This window comes from Aerosakkonema sp. BLCC-F183, assembly GCF_041929145.1.
In the GTDB taxonomy this organism is placed as follows: Bacteria; Cyanobacteriota; Cyanobacteriia; order Cyanobacteriales; family Aerosakkonemataceae; genus Aerosakkonema.
On record NZ_JBHFNU010000049.1, the window covers coordinates 140,040 to 162,261 of the forward strand.

12 protein-coding genes are annotated in these 22,222 nt (G+C 42.9%); 7 read left to right on the plus strand and 5 right to left on the minus strand.

All coding sequences use genetic code 11. From position 1 onward, the window contains the following. Positions 1–11 precede the first annotated feature (11 nt). Entirely contained in the window at positions 12–917 is a 906-nt protein-coding gene (locus ACE1CD_RS14845) for a DUF1822 family protein (RefSeq protein ID WP_374795520.1), read from the minus strand. 16 nt (positions 918–933) lie between these two features. Continuing rightward, positions 934–1,575, minus strand: a complete 642-nt coding sequence (locus tag ACE1CD_RS14850; protein WP_374825091.1) for a hypothetical protein — start codon at positions 1,573–1,575, stop codon at positions 934–936. A 393-nt stretch (positions 1,576–1,968) separates the two neighbouring features. Here ACE1CD_RS14850 and ACE1CD_RS14855 point away from each other — a divergent pair, with 393 nt between their 5' ends. The 3 genes from ACE1CD_RS14855 to ACE1CD_RS14865 all read left to right on the plus strand — a co-directional run bounded on the left by ACE1CD_RS14855 (position 1,969) and on the right by ACE1CD_RS14865 (position 9,138). Continuing rightward, complete coding sequence (locus ACE1CD_RS14855) at positions 1,969–2,220, plus strand: hypothetical protein (RefSeq protein ID WP_374795522.1); 252 nt, start codon at positions 1,969–1,971, stop codon at positions 2,218–2,220. 63 nt (positions 2,221–2,283) lie between these two features. Then, positions 2,284–8,802 carry a S8 family serine peptidase gene (locus tag ACE1CD_RS14860; RefSeq protein ID WP_374825093.1) on the plus strand — a complete coding sequence of 2,173 codons (6,519 nt, stop codon included), beginning with the start codon at positions 2,284–2,286 and terminating at the stop codon, positions 8,800–8,802. A gap of 63 nt (positions 8,803–8,865) precedes the next feature. Then, a complete protein-coding gene (locus ACE1CD_RS14865; RefSeq protein WP_374825095.1) occupies positions 8,866–9,138 on the plus strand; it encodes a hypothetical protein in 273 nt (90 codons plus the stop codon). Here the strand turns inward: ACE1CD_RS14865 and ACE1CD_RS14870 are convergent. Both ACE1CD_RS14870 and ACE1CD_RS14875 read right to left on the minus strand, forming a co-directional pair. After that, positions 9,116–9,478 carry a type II toxin-antitoxin system PemK/MazF family toxin gene (locus ACE1CD_RS14870; RefSeq protein ID WP_374825097.1) on the minus strand — a complete coding sequence of 121 codons (363 nt, stop codon included), beginning with the start codon at positions 9,476–9,478 and terminating at the stop codon, positions 9,116–9,118. The genes ACE1CD_RS14865 and ACE1CD_RS14870 overlap by 23 nt on opposite strands. Beyond that, complete coding sequence (locus tag ACE1CD_RS14875) at positions 9,463–9,702, minus strand: hypothetical protein (RefSeq protein ID WP_374795525.1); 240 nt, start codon at positions 9,700–9,702, stop codon at positions 9,463–9,465. Before ACE1CD_RS14875 ends, ACE1CD_RS14870 begins: the two co-directional genes overlap by 16 nt. 464 nt (positions 9,703–10,166) lie before the next feature. Here ACE1CD_RS14875 and ACE1CD_RS14880 point away from each other — a divergent pair, with 464 nt between their 5' ends. The 4 genes from ACE1CD_RS14880 (at position 10,167) to ACE1CD_RS14895 (ending at position 14,204) form a co-directional block, all read left to right on the plus strand. Then, a complete protein-coding gene (locus ACE1CD_RS14880) occupies positions 10,167–11,621 on the plus strand; it encodes a hypothetical protein (RefSeq protein ID WP_374825099.1) in 1,455 nt (484 codons plus the stop codon). 121 nt (positions 11,622–11,742) lie between these two features. Continuing rightward, the gene (locus tag ACE1CD_RS14885; RefSeq protein WP_374825101.1) at positions 11,743–13,257 is read left to right on the plus strand and encodes an HlyD family efflux transporter periplasmic adaptor subunit; all 1,515 of its coding nucleotides are present in this window, start codon (positions 11,743–11,745) and stop codon (positions 13,255–13,257) included. A gap of 23 nt (positions 13,258–13,280) precedes the next feature. Further along, positions 13,281–13,604 carry a hypothetical protein gene (locus tag ACE1CD_RS14890; RefSeq protein WP_374825103.1) on the plus strand — a complete coding sequence of 108 codons (324 nt, stop codon included), beginning with the start codon at positions 13,281–13,283 and terminating at the stop codon, positions 13,602–13,604. Between the two features lie 33 nt (positions 13,605–13,637). Beyond that, positions 13,638–14,204: a hypothetical protein gene (locus ACE1CD_RS14895; RefSeq protein WP_374795529.1), complete on the plus strand. Its 567-nt coding sequence runs from the start codon at positions 13,638–13,640 to the stop codon at positions 14,202–14,204. A 503-nt stretch (positions 14,205–14,707) separates the two neighbouring features. On the opposite strand, the gene ACE1CD_RS14900 is transcribed toward ACE1CD_RS14895, so the two are convergent. Further along, positions 14,708–22,177 carry an RHS repeat-associated core domain-containing protein gene (locus tag ACE1CD_RS14900; RefSeq protein WP_374825105.1) on the minus strand — a complete coding sequence of 2,490 codons (7,470 nt, stop codon included), beginning with the start codon at positions 22,175–22,177 and terminating at the stop codon, positions 14,708–14,710. Positions 22,178–22,222 lie beyond the last annotated feature (45 nt).

Here is a 22,222-nt window from a genome sequence, read left to right on the forward strand (position 1 = left end):
CATTCCGCTCTTTAAATTACAAAACCTTCGGTAATGCTGACATCACCCAAACCCACTTTGACACTAAAATGTTCACCCAGTTCGCCACTAAACTCAAATTGAATATTTTTGGTAGTTCTAGCTTGAGCTTCCATCACAGTAATTCCCTCATCATCTAGTACCATTACTTGGAGATCTGGCGGCAGATAATTTTGATCGCCTGTGGGATATACTTCAACTAAAATATTCACTTCTAATTGATCGACTGGTTTTAGTCCAACGCATAAAGCTACCTGTTTCCCTGCGCGTTCCAATTCTAAAAATTTACCGCGACGTACACCATCTGTGCCTCTAAAATTAAAGGCAATTTGTGCTTGTGGCGGTAATAAAAGTGCTTCCACTGTCTGCCACCCAATTTCAACAACATTGTGCAGCCACTGGCTCAAATTAATAGGTCGAGGCTGGCGAATTTCGCTGATAAATTCTGGAAATTCTTCGAGCGATCGCAATTCGCTAATCGATAAGTTTTCCCTCGTTGCCGTCTTCGTAAATCCCAGCAACATTACTTCCGTTAGCGATCTAGTCATTTGAACAGCTACATAGCCAATTCGGTTTAACCAAACTTCAGGTGGAATATAGATAAACTCTTGTTCTGGCAACACAGGGCGACACTCTAACTTACCCAAATTCTTAACTTCCAAATCAGCCACATCCATAAGTGTCTGCGCTACCGGATCGAAACTATCGCTGGCTTGACAATCTGTTTCTATTCCCAAGCAGTCCAGGTAAAATTTTACTGCATACACCGCCAATGTATTGAGGTAAACCTGCTTGCCTTTCTGAGGCTGTCTTTGGTGTTTGCGAAACTGTTCTGCTAGACGATGGGCTTCTGCGCCTAGAATTACAGTAAAAGTAAACGGATTTGATGGCTCTTGCATAATCTATATTTCTAACTTAACTTCCGTGATTTTGGCAGTATTCTCGCAGCTTAGCTGTAAATTTCTTCAAACAGCGCTGATAAAAGCTACTGAGGGTAGGAACTTTAATCCCTAATTCTTCCGATATTTCTTGCCATGTAGATCCAGCTAGCCTTTTTTTCGCTAAATATTGAAAATTAGCTGGCGGATTATTTTCAATATACTCATTTTTGAAAACATCTTCTCGATCTTCTTCTATACATTGCTTCACTATTTCTGATGTAGAAACTTCTTCTTCAGGTTGAATTATATTCTCTAGGTCGTCCAGCGTCCTTCTGATAATGTTCTTATCCATAAACTTAGGAATAGCCTCTCTGAAAAATCGTTTTTCAAATAGGAAGTTCACCCAGCGCATTACCGGGCTTTTTTCCGGATCGTAATCATCAATTTTTTGGCAAATATACAGCAACATATCTTGTCGGGCTTCATTGTAAATATCTTCGTAAACGCCCTCAAATTGACCTCGATAGGGACGGCAAAGCCTGCCAGATTGCAAAATTGCTTGCACCAGTTGCACTAAAGCTTGCTGTCGCAAGGGCGTCATCGGTGGATGTTGTTGAGCTTTGATAACCAGCTGCTTAAGCCGCTCATCAAGTTCTTTATCCCGCTCATTGTCCATCTCCAGTACCCCAGGAAAAAACTACCTGAATTACCAGCGTAATCTATCTCAAGGTACAACCATTTTCATGCCGTAGATGGATGAAACGTCATGTACTTGAGTAATGGAACAGACAAGATGTTGCTCGGACAGTTTTCGGTGTTCGCGGTCGATTCGATCGCCCGAACATTTCAACCTCCTATTTCTTTGTCAAGGTCAACCCATCAACTTTATGCAAAGTTGCACGATTCTTTAACAAAACTTCATATAACCTGGTTTTGTTATGGCAAGCGGCTTTTATGTAAAGTTTTGTAACAAAACAGGTATTCACGCATAAAAGTTGCCGCCTGACCCTGAGAGAGAGATAGAGGTGTTTCGGGTCAGAGTAGCTGTAACTTTCGAGAGAGGTCGAGTATGGTGCGAATCCGCGAAGTTGTCCAAGAAGCCTTAACCATCGGCTATTTAACGGTTAAAGCCGAAGAGAAACTGCGCCTGCTGTTGCAAATTCAGTATGACTCGCAAGATTTCGATGCCTTTATGACTTTGCAGCAAGCAGCTTCTTCCGGTTCCGTAATGCAAGAATCTCGCAAGGCGATCGAGTTTGAGAACTTAAAAACGCTCCAAGATAGTTTGCTAGTCGAACCAGTTGGCTCGAAAAGTTCGTAAATTTCAAACCTTAATTAACCACACCGTTTCAGTCTACCTCTTCATTTCAAAGGAGAATTATTTATGGGTTGGTTTCGTGGATTTAGCAAAAAGCGTTCTGGAAATAAAGGTTTTCAACCTCAAAAAAACGCGACGGCGTTGCAAACATTCATCCTTGAGCCTATTCTTACTCCTAGCGGCATCATCGATAGTGGTGATGATTCGCACACCTCGCTGATGTTGGATGTGGATACGCCAACTTTGCCAGAAGTTGATTTACCGGAAAATAACTCAACTGATGTACCAGTTGTAGAAGTACCCGATGTAGATGATGTGGATGGTGACGACTCTGACCCAGACACGAGCGCAGTAGAATCTTCCCAAGATAGCAGCGATATCGTTGATACCGATATCCTCGCTACGCATAAAGTAGACGATTCAATTTCAGATGGTGAGTTGGAAGAAATTTCCTTTATCGATAGTGCGATCGATAATGCTGACGATGCTACAACTGATTTGGAAACTGATGATGTTGATACCCCAATAGGCGAGACTGAGGAAATAATTCTTGATTCAACTGATGATAAGTCTGATGCTACTGCGGATGAAGTTTCCGTTTCTTTGGATAAGGAAGACTTCGCTACTGACACTCAAACCGATCTAGAAACTGAAGATTTAGCGGAAACTGATAACACTGACCTAGAAGTTACGACTGTTTCACCCCAAACCAAGGATACTATCACCGATACTCAAATCGATGCGGTGGAAACGGAGGTTGCTGATGTTGATAGTTTCACTGAGAATGCGACGATCGCCGATCAATCTGACCCATCTCTCTTACCAGACTCCGACATTGAAGAGGTAATTGATAGCTTACCAGAACCTACCGATATTCCGCCCATAACTTCATCGGAATCTCCCACTTTTACTTCCGGTGTTTTCACTGTCGGTGAAACCGGAGAAATAGGAATTGATTTTCTATTTGACGGTGGTGGATACAAAGGAGAGTTAGCAATTTTTAGTCTCAAGGACATGGAGAATTTCACTCCCGGTTCCACTGAGTTTATTAAAGAAGCAGCTACTCGCGCTTTGAGTAGTTCTGAATTTGGTTACGTCGTAATTTCCGACCCGATAGAAGGTGCTAAATTTAGCGGTAAACTCCCTGGAGAGGGCAACCAAAATTCGGGCGATTATTTGGGAGTAAAAACTTTTAAGATGCGTCCGGGAGACGAGTTCGGTGTGATGCTCGTTCCCAATGGTACGCTACAACAGCTATTTAATAGCCCGAAAGTAGGTGGTGCTTTGCGTCCGTTATTCTCTTTGGTAACAGCTAATCCTAACGAGCATTTTCATATCGGACAAATTGCCGATGTGACGGGGGATGGCAATACTTTCGTAATGGAAGATTTGCGAGTAGATACTGGTTCCGATCGCGATTATAACGATATCATTTTCCAAGTACGCGGTGCTACTGGTAAAGCAGCCCTTTTGGATGATGTAATTGCTCCCGGTAAAGATTGGCGTACTTCCGATATGGGTCAAGCTTTGATTGCTTACGCCGAACCATACATTGCTCCCGATCCGACGGATTATTTTGAGGGAGAAGATGGCGAACTCGTCGAAATTCCATTTGACGATTCAGATGATTTTCCAGAAAATGTTGAATTAGTTGATGATGAATTAATCATATCTGAAGGAGAGCTTGAATTAGTTGATGATGAATTAATCATATCTGAAGGAGAGTTGGAATTAGTCGATGATGAATTCATCACTTCTAAAGGAGAGTTGGAATTAGTCGATGATGAGTTCATCGCTTCTCAAGAAGATGTTCAGCTTTCAGATGTCACCGAGTTGGGTATAGATACCTCTACTAATTCAGCTTCGGAAGGTGCTACTACTGAACAAAGCACGGTAGCAAATGATTCTACGCTGGAAACTCCGAAAGTAATCGAAAATGCGATCGCTCCTAACAACACTCCGGCGACTGAATCTACTACGGTAGCAGAAGTAACTGCGGTAACATCTCCGAAAGTAGTGGAAAGCGCTTCTAACAGCACTCCGGCGACTGAATCTACCACGGTAGCAGAAGTACCTGTTGTTACATCTGAAAAAGTAATCGAAAATGCTATCGCTTCTAACAACACTACGGTAACTGAATCTACCACGGTAGCAGAATTACCTGTTGTTACATCTGAGAAAGTAATTGAAAATGCGATCGCTCCTAACAACATTACGGCTACTGAATCTACCACGGTAGCAGAATTACCTGTTGTTACATCTGAGAAAGTAATTGAAAATGCGATCGCTCCTAACAACACTACGGTAACTGAATCTATTACGGTATCAGAAGTACCTCTTGTTACATCTGAGAAAGTAATCGAAAATGCGATCGCTCCTAACAACACTACGGTAACTGAATCTATTACGGTATCAGAAGTACCTCTTGTTACATCTGCGAAAGTAATTGAAAATGCGATCGCTCCTAACAACACTACGGTAACTGAATCTATTACGGTATCAGAAGTACCTGTTGTTACATCTGCGAAAGTAATTGAAAATGCGATCGCTTCTAACAACACTACGGTAACTGAATCTATTACGGTATCAGAAGTACCTGTTGTTACATCTACGAAAGTAATTGAAAATGCGATCGCTCCTAACAACACTACGGTAACTGAATCTACCACGGTAGCAGAAGTACCTGTTGTTACATCTGAGAAAGTAATCGAAAATGCGATCGCAGCTAACAGCACCTCCACTACTCCCGCATCTGGCGTTACTACAACAGTGACATCAATTCTTTCTGTTGAGAAAGAAGAAGTTGTAGCAACATCGCCAATTACCATTAACCAGAGTTCGACAACTTCCGCATCTGGGGTAACATCTACTACTGAAGTAACAGTTTCAGCACAAACTAATGTTGCATCTCCAAGTTCTTCTACAATCGTAGCAAGCAGTGGTCAAACAGTTTTGACTGTAGAACAACCACCTGTAAAAGCTGCGATTCCAAAACCTCCAACTTCCTTTGATTTCCCGAAAGCGAATCAGCCATTAGTCGGTGTAATCGATACTGGATTTAGTGCTAATAATCCCGATATTGATTATTCCCAGATTACTTTAGGAAAAGATTTTGTAGATGGTGATGATAATCCCTTATTGCAATCCGGTGAAGGAAGCGAACACGGTACCCATGTATTAGGAATAATTGCCGCCCAAAAGGATAACGATATTGGGATTAATGGTATAAATGATGATGCACCAATTTGGGTAGGACGTGCGATCGGCTCTGGCAAATGGGCAGATTCTTTAGTAGAATTTGTGGATGCTGCTAAAGAGTCGGGACAACCGAATGCAGTGGTTAATTTGAGTTTGGATTTAACCCAAATTAATCCCGATGGTAGCGTGACTACTCGTTATGAATTTACGCCACAAGAAAGGGCAGCAATTGAATATGCACGTCAGAATAATGTGTTGATTGTGGTTGCTGCTGGGAATGATGGCGGCGTGATGTCAGCATTAGGTCAATCTTCCCAAGAATTCGACAATATAATTACCGTTGGTGCAGCCGAACGAGTTAACGATTCGGTAGCGGTATCCAAAGCATTCGATCGCGCCAGTTATTCCAGCTATGGTTATGGTTTGGATATCATGGCTGATGGTGGCACTGTGGATAATCCAGTTTTATCTACTACTGGCGATAGCGTTGGTACGATGGCAGGAACTTCGGTTGCATCAGCGAAAGTGACAGGTGCAGTATCTCAAGTTTGGGCAGCAAATCCGAATTTGAGTTATCGCCAAGTTATTGAGCTGCTGAAGGATACGGCAACTGATTTAAAAACACCTGGATGGGATGCCGAAACGGGTGCAGGATTTTTGAATATGACGGCGGCGGTGTTGTTGGCGAAGGTGACAAAGCCGGAAGAATATGATGTGTTGGCAACTGTTATTCCCGATACTTGGAGTGGTGAAGGAAAGGTAATACCCACAGAACGTGCTGCTGCCACTGAATTTATGGGCAAATACTATGAGTGGGATTCCTACACCATTAAATCAGGAGATAGCCTGAGTGCGATCGCGCTCCGAACAATGGGCAGTAGTTCAGCCACTTACTATAACTTTATTGCTCAGAAAAACGGCATTGCTAATCCCAACCTAATTTATCCGAATCAAAGAATACTGATACCTCGTCAAGTATCAGCACCAGTCCAGAATCAGCCAGCAATTCCAGACTGGCAGAAAGCGATCGACCAAGCTTATGCAGCAAGTCCCGTTAATTTAGGTTCTCCGCTTTCTGGTTACTTGGATGCTACTAAATCGCCAAAAGGAACAACTGGTAAGTTCCGTGTTTACCAAAACGGCACTATTCACTGGTCACCCCAACACGGTGCTGTTCCTCTTTGGCTTGATTTGCAACGAGAATACAACGATTATGGCTCTCCCAATGGTTCTGGTGGTTGGTTAGGCTTCCCCACGAAGCGAGAGTATCCTTGGAATGGAGGAATGCGAACTGACTTTGAAGGGGGGTATATTTTCTGGAACGGACGGGCTAAAGCTTATCGTCTTTGGGAATCACCTAATAATACTCCCTCCCAACCGCAACAACCGTCGAATAACGGACAGCGAATTATTGATGCGGTCAACAAGGTTAATCCCGATCAATGGTACTATCGACCCCGCGACATTACGGGCGATCGAATCAACGAAACTTTCTGCAATTGGTTTGCTGCTGATGTCCTCGATCAGTTAGGAGTTCCTATCCCACGTAACGGCCCCAGTGCTGGTGCCTACACGAAACCTCATCCAATCTACGGAACTAACACCCCAAATAAACCCTACGGGACTGACCAATTGCTAGGTTTTATGAATCGTGGCGGCGATGGGATGTGGGAAAGAGTTAGTGCTGCTGATGCAGTTGCCAGTGCTAATAACGGACAAGTCGTACTTGCTTGTTCTGTCGGTCACGTTGCTGTTGTCATCCCTGGTGGTTCCGGCTCAAATGTCCGCATTGCTCAAGCTGGTGCGACAAATGGCAAGAACATGAGTGTTGGTACAGGGTTTGGTAGCATCACTCCTACATATTTCCGATATAAAGGAAATGTCAAGGGTAACGTCAGCCCCAATACGAACACTTCTTACTCACCTCCAGCAACCCCAGGACAAACGCGGCAGTATATTGTCAAATCCGGTGATACGCTCTCAGGAATTGCTCAGCGCGAACTTGGCAATGCTAATCGTTGGCGGGAGATTAAAAAACCCAATGGCACCACATTTACAGAGGCGGAAGCGCGGCTAATCAAACCAGGACAATCAGTTTATTTGCCTGTTACTCAACAGGTAGGGACGGGTAAGCCGATAACATCTACACCTATATCTGTTCCAGTTCAGAATATTAATCTTAAACCCGGTGCATCTAACTTGAATTTCTCGCGGGGTCAACAGTGGATTACTTCTACAGGCTACAAATTCATCTTTCAGAACGATGGCAATTTAGTATTGTACAATCCCCAAAGGAAACCAATTTGGGCTACCGGGACTGAAGGGACAGGAGCCGATCGGTTTTCAGTTCAAGCAGATGGCAATGTTGTACTTTACGATCGAAATAAACCAGTTTGGGCAACTGATACATGGGGTAATTCTGGAGCATACTTCGCGATTCAAAATGATGGAAACCTTGTTGTTTATTTCTCGAATGGCAAAGCGTTATTTGATACAGGTACGTATGGTGGCAGGACTGGAACAGTTACAGCATCACCAGATTGGCTGAAGAAACACACGCCAGTTCAGAATATTATTCTTAAGCCTGGTGCATCTAACTTGAACTTTTCACGGGGTCAACAATGGGTTACTTCTACAGGCTATAAGTTTATTTTCCAGAACGATGGCAATTTAGTATTGTACAATCCCCAAAGAAAACCAATTTGGGCTACGGGAACTAATGGGACAACAGCCGATCGATTTTCAGTTCAAGCAGATGGCAATGTTGTACTTTACGATCGCGGAAAAGCAGTTTGGGCAACAGATACCGCAGGCAATCCAGGTGCTTACTTTGCAATTCAAAATGATGGGAACCTCGTTGTTTATTCCTCGAATGGCAAACCGTTATTTGATACGGTTACGTATGGTGGTCGGACTGGGACAGTTACAGCATCGAAAGATTGGTTGAATAAACACTCGCCAGTTCAAGTTAACAATATTCTGGCACGTGCAAAGAAATGGGTAGACCAAGGAATTCCTTATAACCAAAGTGCCTATTACCAAGGTTATCGCCAAGACTGTTCTGGCTTTGTTAGCATGGCTTGGCAATTGCCCACCAGTGCTGTTACTGGTACTCTACCTCAATATGCCATTACTCTAAACAGTAAGGATGAATTGCAACCTGGTGATGCAATCAACAATTGTGGTATTGGCAACGGTGGTCATGTTGTCCTCTTTGTTAAGTGGGTAGATAAGGCTCAAGGCAAGTTCATTGCCTATGAAGAAAATGGTGGTTATGGTAAAGCCGTTCAAACGCAACTTACCCTGAAGACTGATGCGAAGGGTTATTATATCCAGGAATATTCTTCCATCTCTAAACCCTGGTATCTAGAACGGAAGAAGTCCTAAAAGACATTTTAGTTAAGTTGTAGGGTGGGCAGGTCTGGAGATTTGCTAACAGCACTGAATCTAGTGACTCTGCCCACCCTACCAGATACAAAAAATCCCAGGCGATCGCTTTTTTGGGGTTTGCAAAAGAGGGAGGCGATCGCCCTTTTCTTCCCCCAACAAAAGAAACCGGGTTTTTCAGATCGCCTTTGCTTCTTAACCGATATCTTGTGCAAAAACCCGGTTTCTGAACTTCAGGCGATCGCACTTCAATCATTTCTCCAAAGTGCGATCGCTTTTTCTAACTCTTCTTTTATTAAAAAGATCGTCTTTTCTACAAAGCAAACACGATTCTGAGAGCTTCATCAATTTTTAACATAATTTCTGGTTCGAGTTCACCTCGGATAGCAACGAAGCGAGAACGGTAATCTATCGGGCGCGTTTGCAAACAATCTGCGATCGATTTTTTAGTTAATCCATTTGCTTCAGAGGGTTCAATCTCGACATTAGTTTTAATCTTAACTTTTTTGTCACTCCAAGCGGTAATCGGAACAACCTGAATAACAGGAACGCGCTCGTTATAAGTATTGTTATTCACCACAATACAAGGTCTAATCTTTCCTGTTTCCGACCCCTTTGTTGGGTCGAGATTAACATCAACAATCATCCCCCTTTTAATCTTTATTCCTTCGGCCATTGTTCTAAACCAGATTCTGTCAGTTCTTGTAATTCTCGCTCGCTTTCATAAATTTCAGCATAGAGAGTAGCTGATTCTTGCAAGTTATCTGATTCCAACGCTAACTGTAATTTTTGCAGGGCAGTTCTGACTACTTCGCTGGGGTCTTTAAACCCATATTCTTGGCAGCGTTCAACAAATGCGATCGCCGATTCATCAAGTTTGAATGTTTGTTCTTTCATCATAAAAAACATTTCGTAAATAAGCGCGTTAGTTTGTCTGAAGGTAACTGACTGGAAATGGCAGTTTTTTACTACCGTATTTTTAATTATATGTCAATTTGAGGTATGCGATAATGCTACGCATCGCTTCGCGAACGGGTTAACGCCTCTTTAATTGAAAATTAGACAGCCGAGAAAACTAAGTGATTTGCATAATCTTTAATCTTAGTTAAATCCACTTGCTAGTTTACCACTAATGATGGACGGGAGGCGCGATATGCCGACCGCACAGCTAATTTTGAAAAAATTTTGGCTGCGATGCGATCGCGCAGCGTGCCTTTTTGCGATCGCTTCCATCCACCCAGCTAAATTGTAAAGTTTTATAACAATCTCCCATCTCCCGCATAAAAGTCACCCATTGTCCCTGAGAGATAGATAGACGGGTAAGAGGTATCCCTCAACCCCAACCCATACAGGGATCTACCACGATGAACCTTGAAGAACGCCAAACTCAGACAGATTACCAAAACTGCATCTGTCCCGATATCCGAGAATATTGGAAATTGGGTCAACTTAAAGGGTGCGATCGAGTCATCCTTCTATCCACCCAAGTCAATCAACGCTACCAATTTTCCGCCGCCGAAGGTTACGCTTTGCGCTACTTCATCGGACAATTCACCGTCGAGGAAATCCAAAACTACTGTCAACAACAATATAAAGATGCAATCTCCCCCAACTTGGTAGTAGAGTTACTCCAAAAACTAATAACTTTGGGTATCCTCGCTGCTGAAGTAGAAAACCAGGAGAGAGAAGAAAACCAAAACATTCCCACAAATCAACCCAAATTGAAAGCTTGCGTTCACTGGGTAGAACATCCCGGCGGTTACTGGATACTACGCAACCCAGAAGATGTGACATTTCTGCAAGTAAGCGATCGCGATAAAGCCATTATCGAACACCTCGGACAAATTCCCATACATCTACTCGCAGAAGAATTCTGCATCACCCAAACCGAACTGCGATATCTCCTCCAACTCCTCGCCGCTACCGGAATGCTATCAGGTACAAAACCTGCCAAACGACGCCGAGGTAAATTTTCTCCCCTGCAATTACTCTCATTTAAAATCCGCCTATTCAATCCCGACCCATTTTTAACTAACCATATTGACAAAATCCGCTATCTGTGGACTAAACCAACTGCTATTTTCCTCAGTGCATTTCTCATCGTTTCCGGTGTAGTTGGATTTACTCAGCGAGCGGAAATTATCTTCATCGGACAAAAACTGTTTGCAGCTTACGGAAGCAATCTAATATTACCATTTGCACTTCTCACTGCTGTAGTTGTTACCCTCCACGAACTAGGACACGCTTTCACCCTCAAACATTACGGTGGAATAGTGCCAGAAGTAGGGTTACTATTTATGTGTTTAATTCCTTCAGTTTATACGAATACCACCGACTCCTATTGTTTGTCGCGCTTTGGCAGAATATTAGTAGTAGGAGCAGGCGTACTCGTCCAATTAATTCTCGCAGCTATTGGTTTATGGTTGTGGAATATATCCGCTAGCGGTACTTGGCTTTCTACTGCTAGTTTTCTGCTGATGTCAGCGGCATTATTTACAGTAGCACTTAACCTTAATCCCTTGGCTAAATTTGATGGCTATTATCTGGCGGTAGCTATTACAGGGATTAACAACCTCCGCAGTCGTTCTTTTGCATTTTATGGCAATATGCTAAGTGGAAAGCCAATTCAAGAACCTTGGGAAAACCGTTGGATATTAGCTACTTATGGTCCTTTTAGTATCGCTTATATTTGGATGGTTTTTGGCTTTCTGTTTTGGCATATTACGGAATGGAGTTTGATTAATATTCCGATGACAGCGTTGATTCTTTTGTTTGGTTGGGGAATTTACTTTTTGTTTCCTAGTTCTGAGAAGAAATAAAAGATTTATTTACCGCAGATATCTACAGATGAACGCAGATAAACGCAGATGTAGATATATTTCTGGCTCGTTGCTGATTTCCGTTTCCGACTACCTAATACCCATTACCCACTAATTAATCATGTCTAACAGCACTTCTAATAACTCTCCGAACCGAATTCAGCTTAAGGTAGTACCGCCTGCGTCTACTCCACAACCTGAAATTGCTCGCGATCGAGTTCAGGATAGGGAGACGGCGAAATCTAAAGTTCAAAATGCCAAATTACCTGAAGGTTCGCCTCAGCAACCTGTTAAATCAACATCATCTTTTAATTACGGACGCTTGTTATTAATTGCTGGTTTAATCGCAGGTGGAGTTTGGGTTGCACAAATGCCAATTCCTAATTCTGTACGCACGGAAGCAAAGTTAGAACCGCTTCCAAATAGCCATCGATTTGTGTATATGGCAATTCCGGGTACGGTGACTAAATTCTGGGTTAATTCTGGGGATGCAGTAAAAGTTGGCAACCCGGTGGCGACTGTTTCTGCTGTAGATTTAGAATCGGAAATTATCCAAAAAACTGCTAAGTTGCAAGAGCAAGAATCAGCCAAAGCTGCTGCTACTGTTCGCATTCCTATCGTGCAAAGTAAGGTGGAAGAAGCGATAGATCGGGAAGTGGCTGCACAGCGACAAGTGGAGGAAGTTCGCCAGGATATCGTGGGGATAAATCAGGGAAATCCGACGCCGGAAATTGAAAAGTTGCAGGCAGAAATTAAAGCTTTGAATAGTCGGATACCGGGGATAGAAGCGGAGATAGTTAGTTTGCGCTCGAATTTAGTGGAAGTTGAGAAATCGATCGCTAATTATGAAAGACCGGAATTAAATGAATTGATGGCTAGAATTCCCCTGCAAGATAAATTGAAAGAACTGAAAACTCAAAAATTTAGTATCCAAGGCGAGGTGAGCAGTAAAGAGCAGGAAATTCAGGCGATCGAACATCAAGTTGAAGCGAAATTTGACGAGATAGAATCGTGTCAACAGAAATTGCAACGCGATTTAGGTCTTCGCCAAGATGAGTTAGATAGTAAAGTGGCGATTAAGAAAACTGCGATACAGGAATTAGCAGCAGCGAAGGCGGAAGTAGCAAATTTAACTCCGGCGATTGAAACGTTGAGGACTGAATTGAGAAAGTTGCAGGAAAAACAACAAAAAAATCAGATGTTATTGGCTCCTATTTCCGGGATAATTTTCAGTCAAAATTTGCATGAAAAAGTGGGGAGGAAAATGGGAGAAAATGAGGCGGTTTTGGAAATTGCTGCTTTGGATAAGTTGGTAGCTTTGATTGAAGTTGCTCAAAGCGATTCGGATTTGGTAAAAGAAATGTTGAAGAAACCTTCGGCTACGGTGGTATTGCAACCGTTGGAACCGGGTTTGAAGCCGATTACTACTAAAATTGAGAAAATTGAGCCTGTGTTGCAAACTGACCCTTCCGGACAGAAACAGTTGTTGCGAGTGAGAGCGATTGTGGATAATAAAGATAATATTTTTCAACCGAATGCGAAATTTTACGCTCAGATTGAAGTGGAATCAATTCCTTTGTATCAGCGGGTGCAGCGGGAGTTGATGAAGTTGTTTCAGATTCGCAAGTATGTTTAGTGTGTTCTAGCAAAGGCTTTTTAATGACAGTAATGCACCCAGGTTCGCGCTATCTTAAGAAATTGATTGCCCTATTCGATCGCTGTCACACTCATCAAGACGATGAAGCCTTATTCATTCTCTCAGGGGAGTGTATTTTCGGCTTTGTCCTTCCCGATACCAGTCAAGTGGAACTGGCTATGCAAGCTCAAGAGTATATTAACATACCATCTGGAACTGAGCATTGGTTCCGTCCCACAGGCAAGCTTCATCTCAAAGCCGTGCGTTACTTCACTACTATAGGTGGGTGGGCACCTGAGTATACCAATACTCAAATTCAGTTCCACAATTTGTTGCAAAATAAGTGAATTGGCTTTTTTAGCTGATTTGGGTCAATTTCCGTGAGACTTGTTGATGATTTAGCAGGGATAATAGCACTATTGAACATTATCCAACTATCCGGCAATGTTAAAATTTCTGCCTTGAGAATTAGGAATTACAGTCAAAAAAATGAAAATATAGAAGATAATGGAGGGATAATATTTGGTTTATCCGCCGACAGGCTGCACTCGATCGCAATACGCTTGATTATGAAAATTTTGACTTCATTGGTGACGGCAATGCTACTTGCAGCTTCTACGATTGCGTTACCCGTTCAGGCGCTCACGCATCAGGATTACAAGACTCAAGCACTCAGTAACCAAAGCCGATCGTTCGATGGTGCTTCACCAGCCAGTGCATCAAACGCCAATTCTACTTACTACGCTACTGGTGGTCGAACGGCAACCGTGTTCGCTCCCCCATCTAACGTTCGCTCACGACCAAACGGTAATATTGTTTGTACGATTACAACTCGTCGTCAGATTAACGTTTATCGTTTTTATGACAATAGCCAACAGTGGCTTTCCACCGATGCCTGTGGGGACAATCGGTACGGCGTGATTCATATCAGCCAGATTCGCTTTTAAACCGCGATCGCACCTCAATTAATCCTTTTAATCTGTAGAAGACAGTTCCACAGCGGTACTTTTTCGAGTAGAGATTTTTTGACATCCGACCCGACCTTGAAGGTACGGGGATTCTAAAGATTACTCTTTGGAGCGAGTTGATTTACTTGGTAGAGTTTCCTCAACCAAGCAGAGATCGGTCTCTCGCCTTGGCGTTACTTTCGGTCTGCCCAACCGTAGTTGATAGTTGGAAGAGGCTTTCAATCTCCCCCTTACAAACCGCGATTTTCCGGTAAGACTTTGAGATTATTGACCCCTTAGCTTGTCTTATGGAACTTGCTCCTGACGGGGCGATCGCCTTGGAATCCCAGCCAGCTAGAGTGTAGGAAACCAAAAACTAATAATTGGGCACACCTTTGTACAGAAGAGCCAAATTTTTATGATTCTAAACGTTCTATCAAACGATCGCTCTTATCGCCATAGACTGGCCTATTCCCGATCGCACTTTCCCTGCGTACCAAAACCTAACTAAACGTTATACCAACTCGTTCTTCCCCGAAACCATATTTTATGAAGTGTTCGTAGCCGCTGCGGAAGATACCGCTACTAACAGCAGCAGCAACATCTGGGTAGTTGGTTTGATATCCACTATTACTAAATTGGCTGCTGGGGTCGCGTCCTTCAAATAAGCCATAATTAACAAAATGTTCAAATCCACTGCCTATAATGCCAGCATCTACAGCTTGTTTCACGTCCTGATTTTGCGCTAAATAAAAATCGGAATTGAAGGTTTCCAACAAAGCGGTAAAACGAGAGAAAGGAGGACGCCCCTCTAGCATACCAAACCGGATTAGATGTTCCAATCCGGTACTCAAAATGCCTTGTTGAATTGCTGCTTGTACATCTGGATTTTCGGAGCGATAAAATACATCCAAAGCTGTTAAATAACCGATAATTGAATCTGGTTGTCGTCCTTCTGCCAAACCAGCTTTGATAAAATGTTCAAAACCGCTGTGGAAAATACCAGCATTAACGGCTGCTGCTACATCTGGGTTATTAGTTATATAATCACCAGCAAATGTTGCACTTGGGTTCCGTCCTTCCGTTAAACCAAATTTGATAAAATGTTCAAATCCGTTGTGGAATAAACCATGAGAAACTGCCGATCGCACATCTGGATTTTGGGTGATATAATAGCGAGAATCAAACAAAAGTTTGGCTAAATTACTGGTATCTTTGCCGCTACCGAAAAGCGTGCTACCAAATACGACATGAGTTTGACCGGGGGAATTGTTAAACAAGTTACCGGGAGAACCGATAATTAAATCATCGATATTGTCGCCGTTAATATCTCCTCCTTGACTGAGGGAAGTTCCCGATAAATCGTCCTCGTTAACGCCATTGATGACTAAGCCGTTAGTACCGTTAATTTTAGATAAAGAAAAACTAGAAGTAAATCCGGCATTATCGCCAAACAGGATGTAAGTTTTGCCTGCGTTTAAGTTAGCTTGAGAAGTCGAAATTGCTAAATCATCAATCCCATCTCCGTTGAGATCTCCCAGACCACTGACAGAACTAATTAAGTTCCCATCAATGTTGTTAACCAGTGCGAAACCATTCCTGCCATTGAATTGAGAAACATCGAAACGAGGCGCAAATCCTTGTTTGTTGCCAAATAAAATGTAGGTTTTTCCAGCATTAGAATTGCTGCTAGATAGAGAGATAATTAAATCATCAATGGTATCGCCGTTAATATCTCCTGCTTTGCTAACCGTAGTACCGGATTTTTCATTTCTGGTGTCGAGAATGAAACCGTTGCTGCCGTTGAGTTCCGCTAAGTTAAAATTAGCTGCAAATCCATTAGCAGAACCGAAGATTACGTAGTTATTGGAGTCGTTTTCTTCGGCGTTGATGATGATATCGTCGATGCCGTCTCCATTAATATCGCCAGCGGCGCTAACGGAAGTACCGGATTTTCCATCATTATCATTGATCACAAATCCGTTGCTCCGATTAATATCGGAAGAGTTAATATTGGCGGCGAAGGTTCCTTTGTGACCGTAAATCACATAGCTCTTGCTGACAGTACCATTTAATGGGCCAGGAGCGCCGATCAACAAGTCATCAATGCCATCGGCGTTGATATCGCCAGCACCGCTAACGGCTAAACCTAAATAGTCGAATTCGTTAATGCCGTTGACTACAAAACCGTTATTTCCGTTGAGGTCAGAAAGGTTTGCTCTAGCAGGATAAACTCCTTTTGCTCCAAATACTACATAAGCTTTACCTGCATTATTTTGACCGTTAGCTGTTGCGCCAAAAGCGCCAATAACTATGTCATCAAGTCCATCGCCGTTGATGTCTCCCGCACTGCTGACGGAACCGCCGCTGAAACCATTGGTATCGATTCCGTTGAGGATGAAACCGTTGCTACCGTCGAGTTTTGGCAAGTCGATGCTAGCAGGAAATCCGCCTTGTTTGCCGAAAACTACATAAGTTTCTCCGGCGGCATTATTGTTATTGGGATCTGCTGCAAATGCTCCGATAATGAAGTCATGGAAACCATCGCCGTTGAAATCTTTTAGCGTATTGACGGAAACGCCTGCGAAGTTGCCGGGGTTTATTCCGTTGAGGGTAAAACCGTTACTTCCGTTGAGATTTGAAAGGTTGAAATTGGCGATATTTACGGTTACTTTGGCGGTACTGGTTTGAGTGCCATCTGTTACGGTGTAGTTAAAGGTGTCGTTACCTGTAAAGTTGGCAGTTGGGGTGTAGATGAGTTGGTCATCGGTTTTATCGTCGGGAGTGTTGTTATCGTCTAATCTGATGATGCTACCTGCGATCGAGGTTTGGTCGAAGTTGGTTATGGAGATCGGCACACCGATAGTGCGATCGTCGTTGCTGGTAACATCAATTCTGATGGGAGTGTTGACGGTGGTAGCGGCGAAGTCTTCAACTGCTTGGGTGGGGGTGACGAAAGCGAGTGTGCTGTTGGGGGTGAGGGATGCAATGGCATCTTCAATAATTGTTTCGTCAAACCCAGTCAGGATATAGTCAATAATCGTAGCTTCGCGGATAGTCGGATCTGCGATTAAATTGCCGATGCGTTTTTCAGCTTTCTCCACATCAGCAGGTCTGGACTCTCTCAACTCGCTGAGAGTAATTTTTCGGGGTGGGAAGTTTTTAATCGTAAAGCTGTTGGTATCCTTACCGGGTTCGTAGTCGAAAAGCGACTCTGCTTGCGAAATGCGCCAGCTATCGGCGTATTCGCTATAAAGCTGACTGGTAGAAACTGGTTCATTCAATACAGTTCCGTCGCGCTTAATCAGGTCATCTTTGGGGTTATTGTTGAAGTTGCCGAGTAGTCCGGTAATTTGACCTTCTCGTTCTTTGGTTAGGTAAACATTAATGTTGACGCGAATGGGTTGCAGCTTGGCAATAAGTTGATCGCCTGTGGCATAGACTATGGTGTAAATGTTGCCTTCGCGATAGATGCGACCATCTCCGACAGCGAGGGAGTCAAGGTCGGGAATTTCGGTGCGGACACCATCTATTAAAAGTCCTTGACCTTTGTAAATTCCGATGCGTTTTCCACCGAGTATTGTAGTTACGGCTGTGTTGTCGGAAACGTTACTTTGTGGGTTGTTACCAACTGGTTCTTGCCGTACTTGAATTTTTAGGTCGCCGCTTGTTGACTGGACTAAGGTGAATTCTCCTGCTGCTTGGAAGTCGTGATATTGTTTGTCGAAAGTTACTATGCGGGGGTCGTTGAAGGTAGTACCGCTGTCTTCAGGAGAAGGTGGAGGCGGTGGGAGTATCTTCATAATCAGATCAAATACTGAATCTGTTAACTGATTGTTCAATTGGTTATATAACTCATCTTTAATTTTTTTAATTTGTTGCTTGATTTGTTCAAGAAATCCAGTACTCTGTTTTTTTAAAGGATCTTTTACTAGATTATCAAGGACTCCTTCGCCTAGCTCAGTAGCAACTTTTTTAATTCCCTTTTCTCCGATTTTTTGAGCAATTTCTTCAGTAAAATCTTTGGCAAATTTTTTACCTACTGTAGATATACCTTTTCCAACACCTGGAATGGCAGAGGCTATGGTTTCTACTCCTAGTTCAATTGGTGAGAAATCTTTTTTGTCGATTGCTGTTTCCAAGGCATAGCCAAGAGCGCCAGATGCAGCCCCAACTGATGCAGTAGCATACGGATTAAGTGTACCTCCAGCAACTGCTCCTGTGATTAATCCAGATACAGTTGCGTTCACAAATTTACCAGGTGTATATTGCTGACCAGTAATTTTAGTGGCTGCATACGAAGCGGTTATACTAAGAGCAGCCCCTCCCAAAGCACCTCCTACAACGTTAAGGAATTCGCCTTTTGGATCGATCGCGTTTAGAGGTGTATTAGTAACGTAAGTGTAGAGATTAGTGCCACTTCCTAAAAAGCCAATCGGATCGGTTGTAGTAAATCGACCATTTCCATTGTCATAGTACCTTGCCCGCATGAAGTCAAGACCATTACCTTCATCCATCACCCCCCATTGCCCAACAAACTCAAAGGGGTTAGAAACTGCCTCAACTTTGTTTAAATCTTCACCAAAAGGCAAATAGCTATATTGGTTAACATAGCTGCCATTTCCTGCTGTTAATCCAACCGTCGATCCAACAACATCAAAATCATAATAAGCTGTGGCATTAGTACCATCAACGCGACTTTCCAGCCCTAATCCATGCGTGTAACGAGCAACTAAGCTACCATTGCTGTATTCACCCACTACATTGCCCAAACCAGTTGGGTCGAGCAAATATTCAGTCCGCTGACCGTTTTGAGTGCTAGCAATGCGGTTGCCAAAAGCATCATATTCATAAGACCAACTGCCTTCTGGCGTAACAGCACTGACTAGACGATTCTCAGCATCATAACTGTAAGTCCAACTCTTACCACCTTCAGTTTTAGCAATCAGATTGCCATCAGTATCGTAGGTGTAGTTTCCCCCACCCACAGTCGTATACTGATTTAAATTGTTAGTGTCATAAGACGTTACCGCACCATTATCATTAACAGCAATTCGGTTTCCTGCGGCATCGTATTGATACTGAATAATCCGACCATTTGGCAAGGTGACAGAAGTTAGCTGACCGTTGGCATCGTAGCCATAATTAAAAGTGCCTTCCAGTGTCGTCATGCTGGTGCGACGACCTAAATTGTCATAAGTATAGTCAAAGCGAGAATTAATCTCACCGCTAGGGCTAAAGTTAACAATATTCAGCAATTGCCCAACAGCATCATAACCATAAGTTGTAGAAGTGCCATTGCCATTATCTTCCCGACTCAAACGACCTACATTGTCATAAGTGTAGGCAACAATTCTTTGACCGTTACCATCAGTTAATCCCGCCAATCTTCCGACTGCATCGTAGCTATAATTGACCGCAAAACCATCCTGGTCTACCATCCGAATTCGGCGACCACCAGCATCGTAGCTGTACTGCAAAAACCGACCATTTGGGTAAGTAATTTTTGTCAGTCGGTCAGCAGAATCAAACTCTTGAGTAATCGTACCTTTAGCATCGGTAGCAGCAATCAGATTATCTCGGTTGTCATAAGCAAAATTGATTTGGGAACCATCAGGATTAGTTTGTTCGATCAGTCTGTCTCGGTCATCATAAGCGTATTCAATTCCCTGACCGCGACGGTTAACATACTTAACTAAATTACCCCGCAAGTCGTAATTGAATTGCTCTTTGATACTCTCGATGGGATAGAAAACATTAGTCGCTGCCAGATTAGCATTCTTTTGATAGTAACTGACAACTGGATTCGTGCTATTGGTATTTTGGATACTTTCCAGTCGCCCGATAGTACGACCGTTAATTAACCCTGTTAAATTGCCCCGTTCGTAACTCAATAGCTGATTGGTTTTGGGAGCATATTCAATTGCTACCAGATTCCCCTTTTCATCGTAATTGTAATTTGTAACATTACCTCGTTGGTCGCTGACGCTTTGCAATTGGTCAAAAGTGGGATCGTAGGTAAAATTAACTTGATTGCGAAGCGGATCGACTTGATTGAGCAGATTACCTCGGTCATCATAAGTAAAAGTAGAGGTAATATTCCCAGGTGCAATCTGCTGAGTCAAATTACCATCAGCGTTATATCGAAACTGGGAAGTACGACCGAGAATATCTTGTGCTAAACCAATTTGACCTAAATCGTTTAATAGCAGTGCTGTCCTGTTTCCTGACGCATCTACTACTGTAACTCCACCAGCAGAATCATACTCAAAGGTAATTGCTTCTGCACCGCCATTCAAACTTTGTTTAATAACGCGACCTTGAGCATCATATTCATACAGCGTTTGCGTACCATCGGGAAAAGTAACCGATCGCAAAACATTACCCGCATCGTAAGTATAGCTAGTAGTTCCAGCCGGATCGGTAATACTAAGTAATAGTTCTCCAGTCGGGTTATAGCTGTAGGTACTAATTCTCCCCGATCGATCTACAATTTGGCTAATTCGACCTTGAGTATTGTAGCTAAAATTGAGATTATCTCCGTTAGTAGAAATAATACTCGTTAACTGATTTCCCGTGTAATTTGCTGTAACGCGGTTGCTGTTAGTATCCTCAATAAAATCCAGTTTGCCATCAGGTCGAAAAGCAACGAGAGTACCCCCTTGTTCTCGCAGTTGAAATGTATCTCCAACTTGCGTTAAAGTTGCCTCATCTCCCGGTTGACTGAGATAACCTCCGCCTGGTTGTTTGGTAAAGAATCGCAAAATACCAGAAGTTTGTACGATCGCATTTCCGTCACTATCAGTTGTTACCAAAATCTCAAAAGGAAAAGTCCAACCGCGACCAAGAGAACCAATATTGTAGCGTTGGGGTATACTGCCATAATTACCCGCTTGTTCTAATTCAAATGCCAACAATCGGGAAACATCATTACTATACTCACCCAATTGACTCAGACGAGTAGCATTCTCAGCTAAAACTGCCTGATATTGACCTGCCGTATTGCCAACCGAACCTGTAAAATTATTCCAAATAACATCCCAAGCATCAGCGGGTACTGTTTCCGGTCGAGCGTTATTTTTGATAGCATTCCAATCGATTGTCGCATTTTCTTGGGCAATACTAGCCGAGAAATTAATATCTTTTCCTACCTCTCCCGTTGCTAAAAACGACAGCTTAAAACTACCACTAGCCCCTGGTGGCAAAATACCAGCCGCACCTTGATTATTAATCCCCAAAAACTGCACTCGTTCTTCAGTGAAACCACCGTTTGGCGATTGCAATAGCGCCCCATTAGCTGATAGAGTGAGCAAAGGCGCGGCTGTATCTGTTTGACCCACATTGGTATATGTTACCGTTACCTCGCCTATGCGATTTGGGCGTGTAGCGGGTGGGGCAGTTATAGTAACTTGAATATTACTATTAGACTGTTCGATGCCAATAGTTTTTCCATCTAAAATAATAGTATCCGCATCATTTTCAACTTTTAATGCCGATATTTTACTCTCAGATAATTCCTTCCCTTGAGCAAGTGCAGCAAAAATTTCTCCTTCATCCCCAGCAGAATCGATCGCATTAATCTGCGAATCTATATAATGACCGTATTCTTCCAGAAGAACAGATGCGATCGCACTCCCATTCCCCTCATTTTCCCTCACAAATTCCCGCGACAAATAAATCGTATTCGTAGCAGCAGCAAAAGCACCCCTCGCACCATTAATTTCAGCCGCATCGCGTATCTCAATTTGGGGAAAATTGCCAAAATCTCCTTTTCCCCAAGATGCAGCTAACTCTTCCACCTTCTGCAAGTCAAAGCTGTTACCAAAAGCCACCTGCATCTTCGTGACAAAATCTGGAGTTGTCGCCAAAATTCTCAGGTAATTCCGAGCTTTTTGCAGTTCATCTGACAATTCAACATCGAATAATTCAGGATTTAAAGTACCGAAGGAAGCATGATTTGTTAGGGATTGCATAATCTAAATTCCTCACAAAACTATTAGTTGACAAAAACAAAAAGC

Bases quoted from the DNA above. Each gene is read 5' to 3' on its own strand.
- ACE1CD_RS14845 (WP_374795520.1), bottom strand. From the start codon at position 917: ATGCAAGAGCCATCAAATCCGTTTACTTTTACTGTAATTCTAGGCGCA.
- ACE1CD_RS14850 (WP_374825091.1), bottom strand. From the start codon at position 1,575: ATGGACAATGAGCGGGATAAAGAACTTGATGAGCGGCTTAAGCAGCTG.
- ACE1CD_RS14855 (WP_374795522.1), top strand. From the start codon at position 1,969: ATGGTGCGAATCCGCGAAGTTGTCCAAGAAGCCTTAACCATCGGCTAT.
- ACE1CD_RS14860 (WP_374825093.1), top strand. From the start codon at position 2,284: ATGGGTTGGTTTCGTGGATTTAGCAAAAAGCGTTCTGGAAATAAAGGT.
- ACE1CD_RS14870 (WP_374825097.1), bottom strand. From the start codon at position 9,478: ATGGCCGAAGGAATAAAGATTAAAAGGGGGATGATTGTTGATGTTAAT.
- ACE1CD_RS14875 (WP_374795525.1), bottom strand. From the start codon at position 9,702: ATGATGAAAGAACAAACATTCAAACTTGATGAATCGGCGATCGCATTT.
- ACE1CD_RS14880 (WP_374825099.1), top strand. From the start codon at position 10,167: ATGAACCTTGAAGAACGCCAAACTCAGACAGATTACCAAAACTGCATC.
- ACE1CD_RS14885 (WP_374825101.1), top strand. From the start codon at position 11,743: ATGTCTAACAGCACTTCTAATAACTCTCCGAACCGAATTCAGCTTAAG.
- ACE1CD_RS14890 (WP_374825103.1), top strand. From the start codon at position 13,281: ATGACAGTAATGCACCCAGGTTCGCGCTATCTTAAGAAATTGATTGCC.
- ACE1CD_RS14900 (WP_374825105.1), bottom strand. From the start codon at position 22,177: ATGCAATCCCTAACAAATCATGCTTCCTTCGGTACTTTAAATCCTGAA.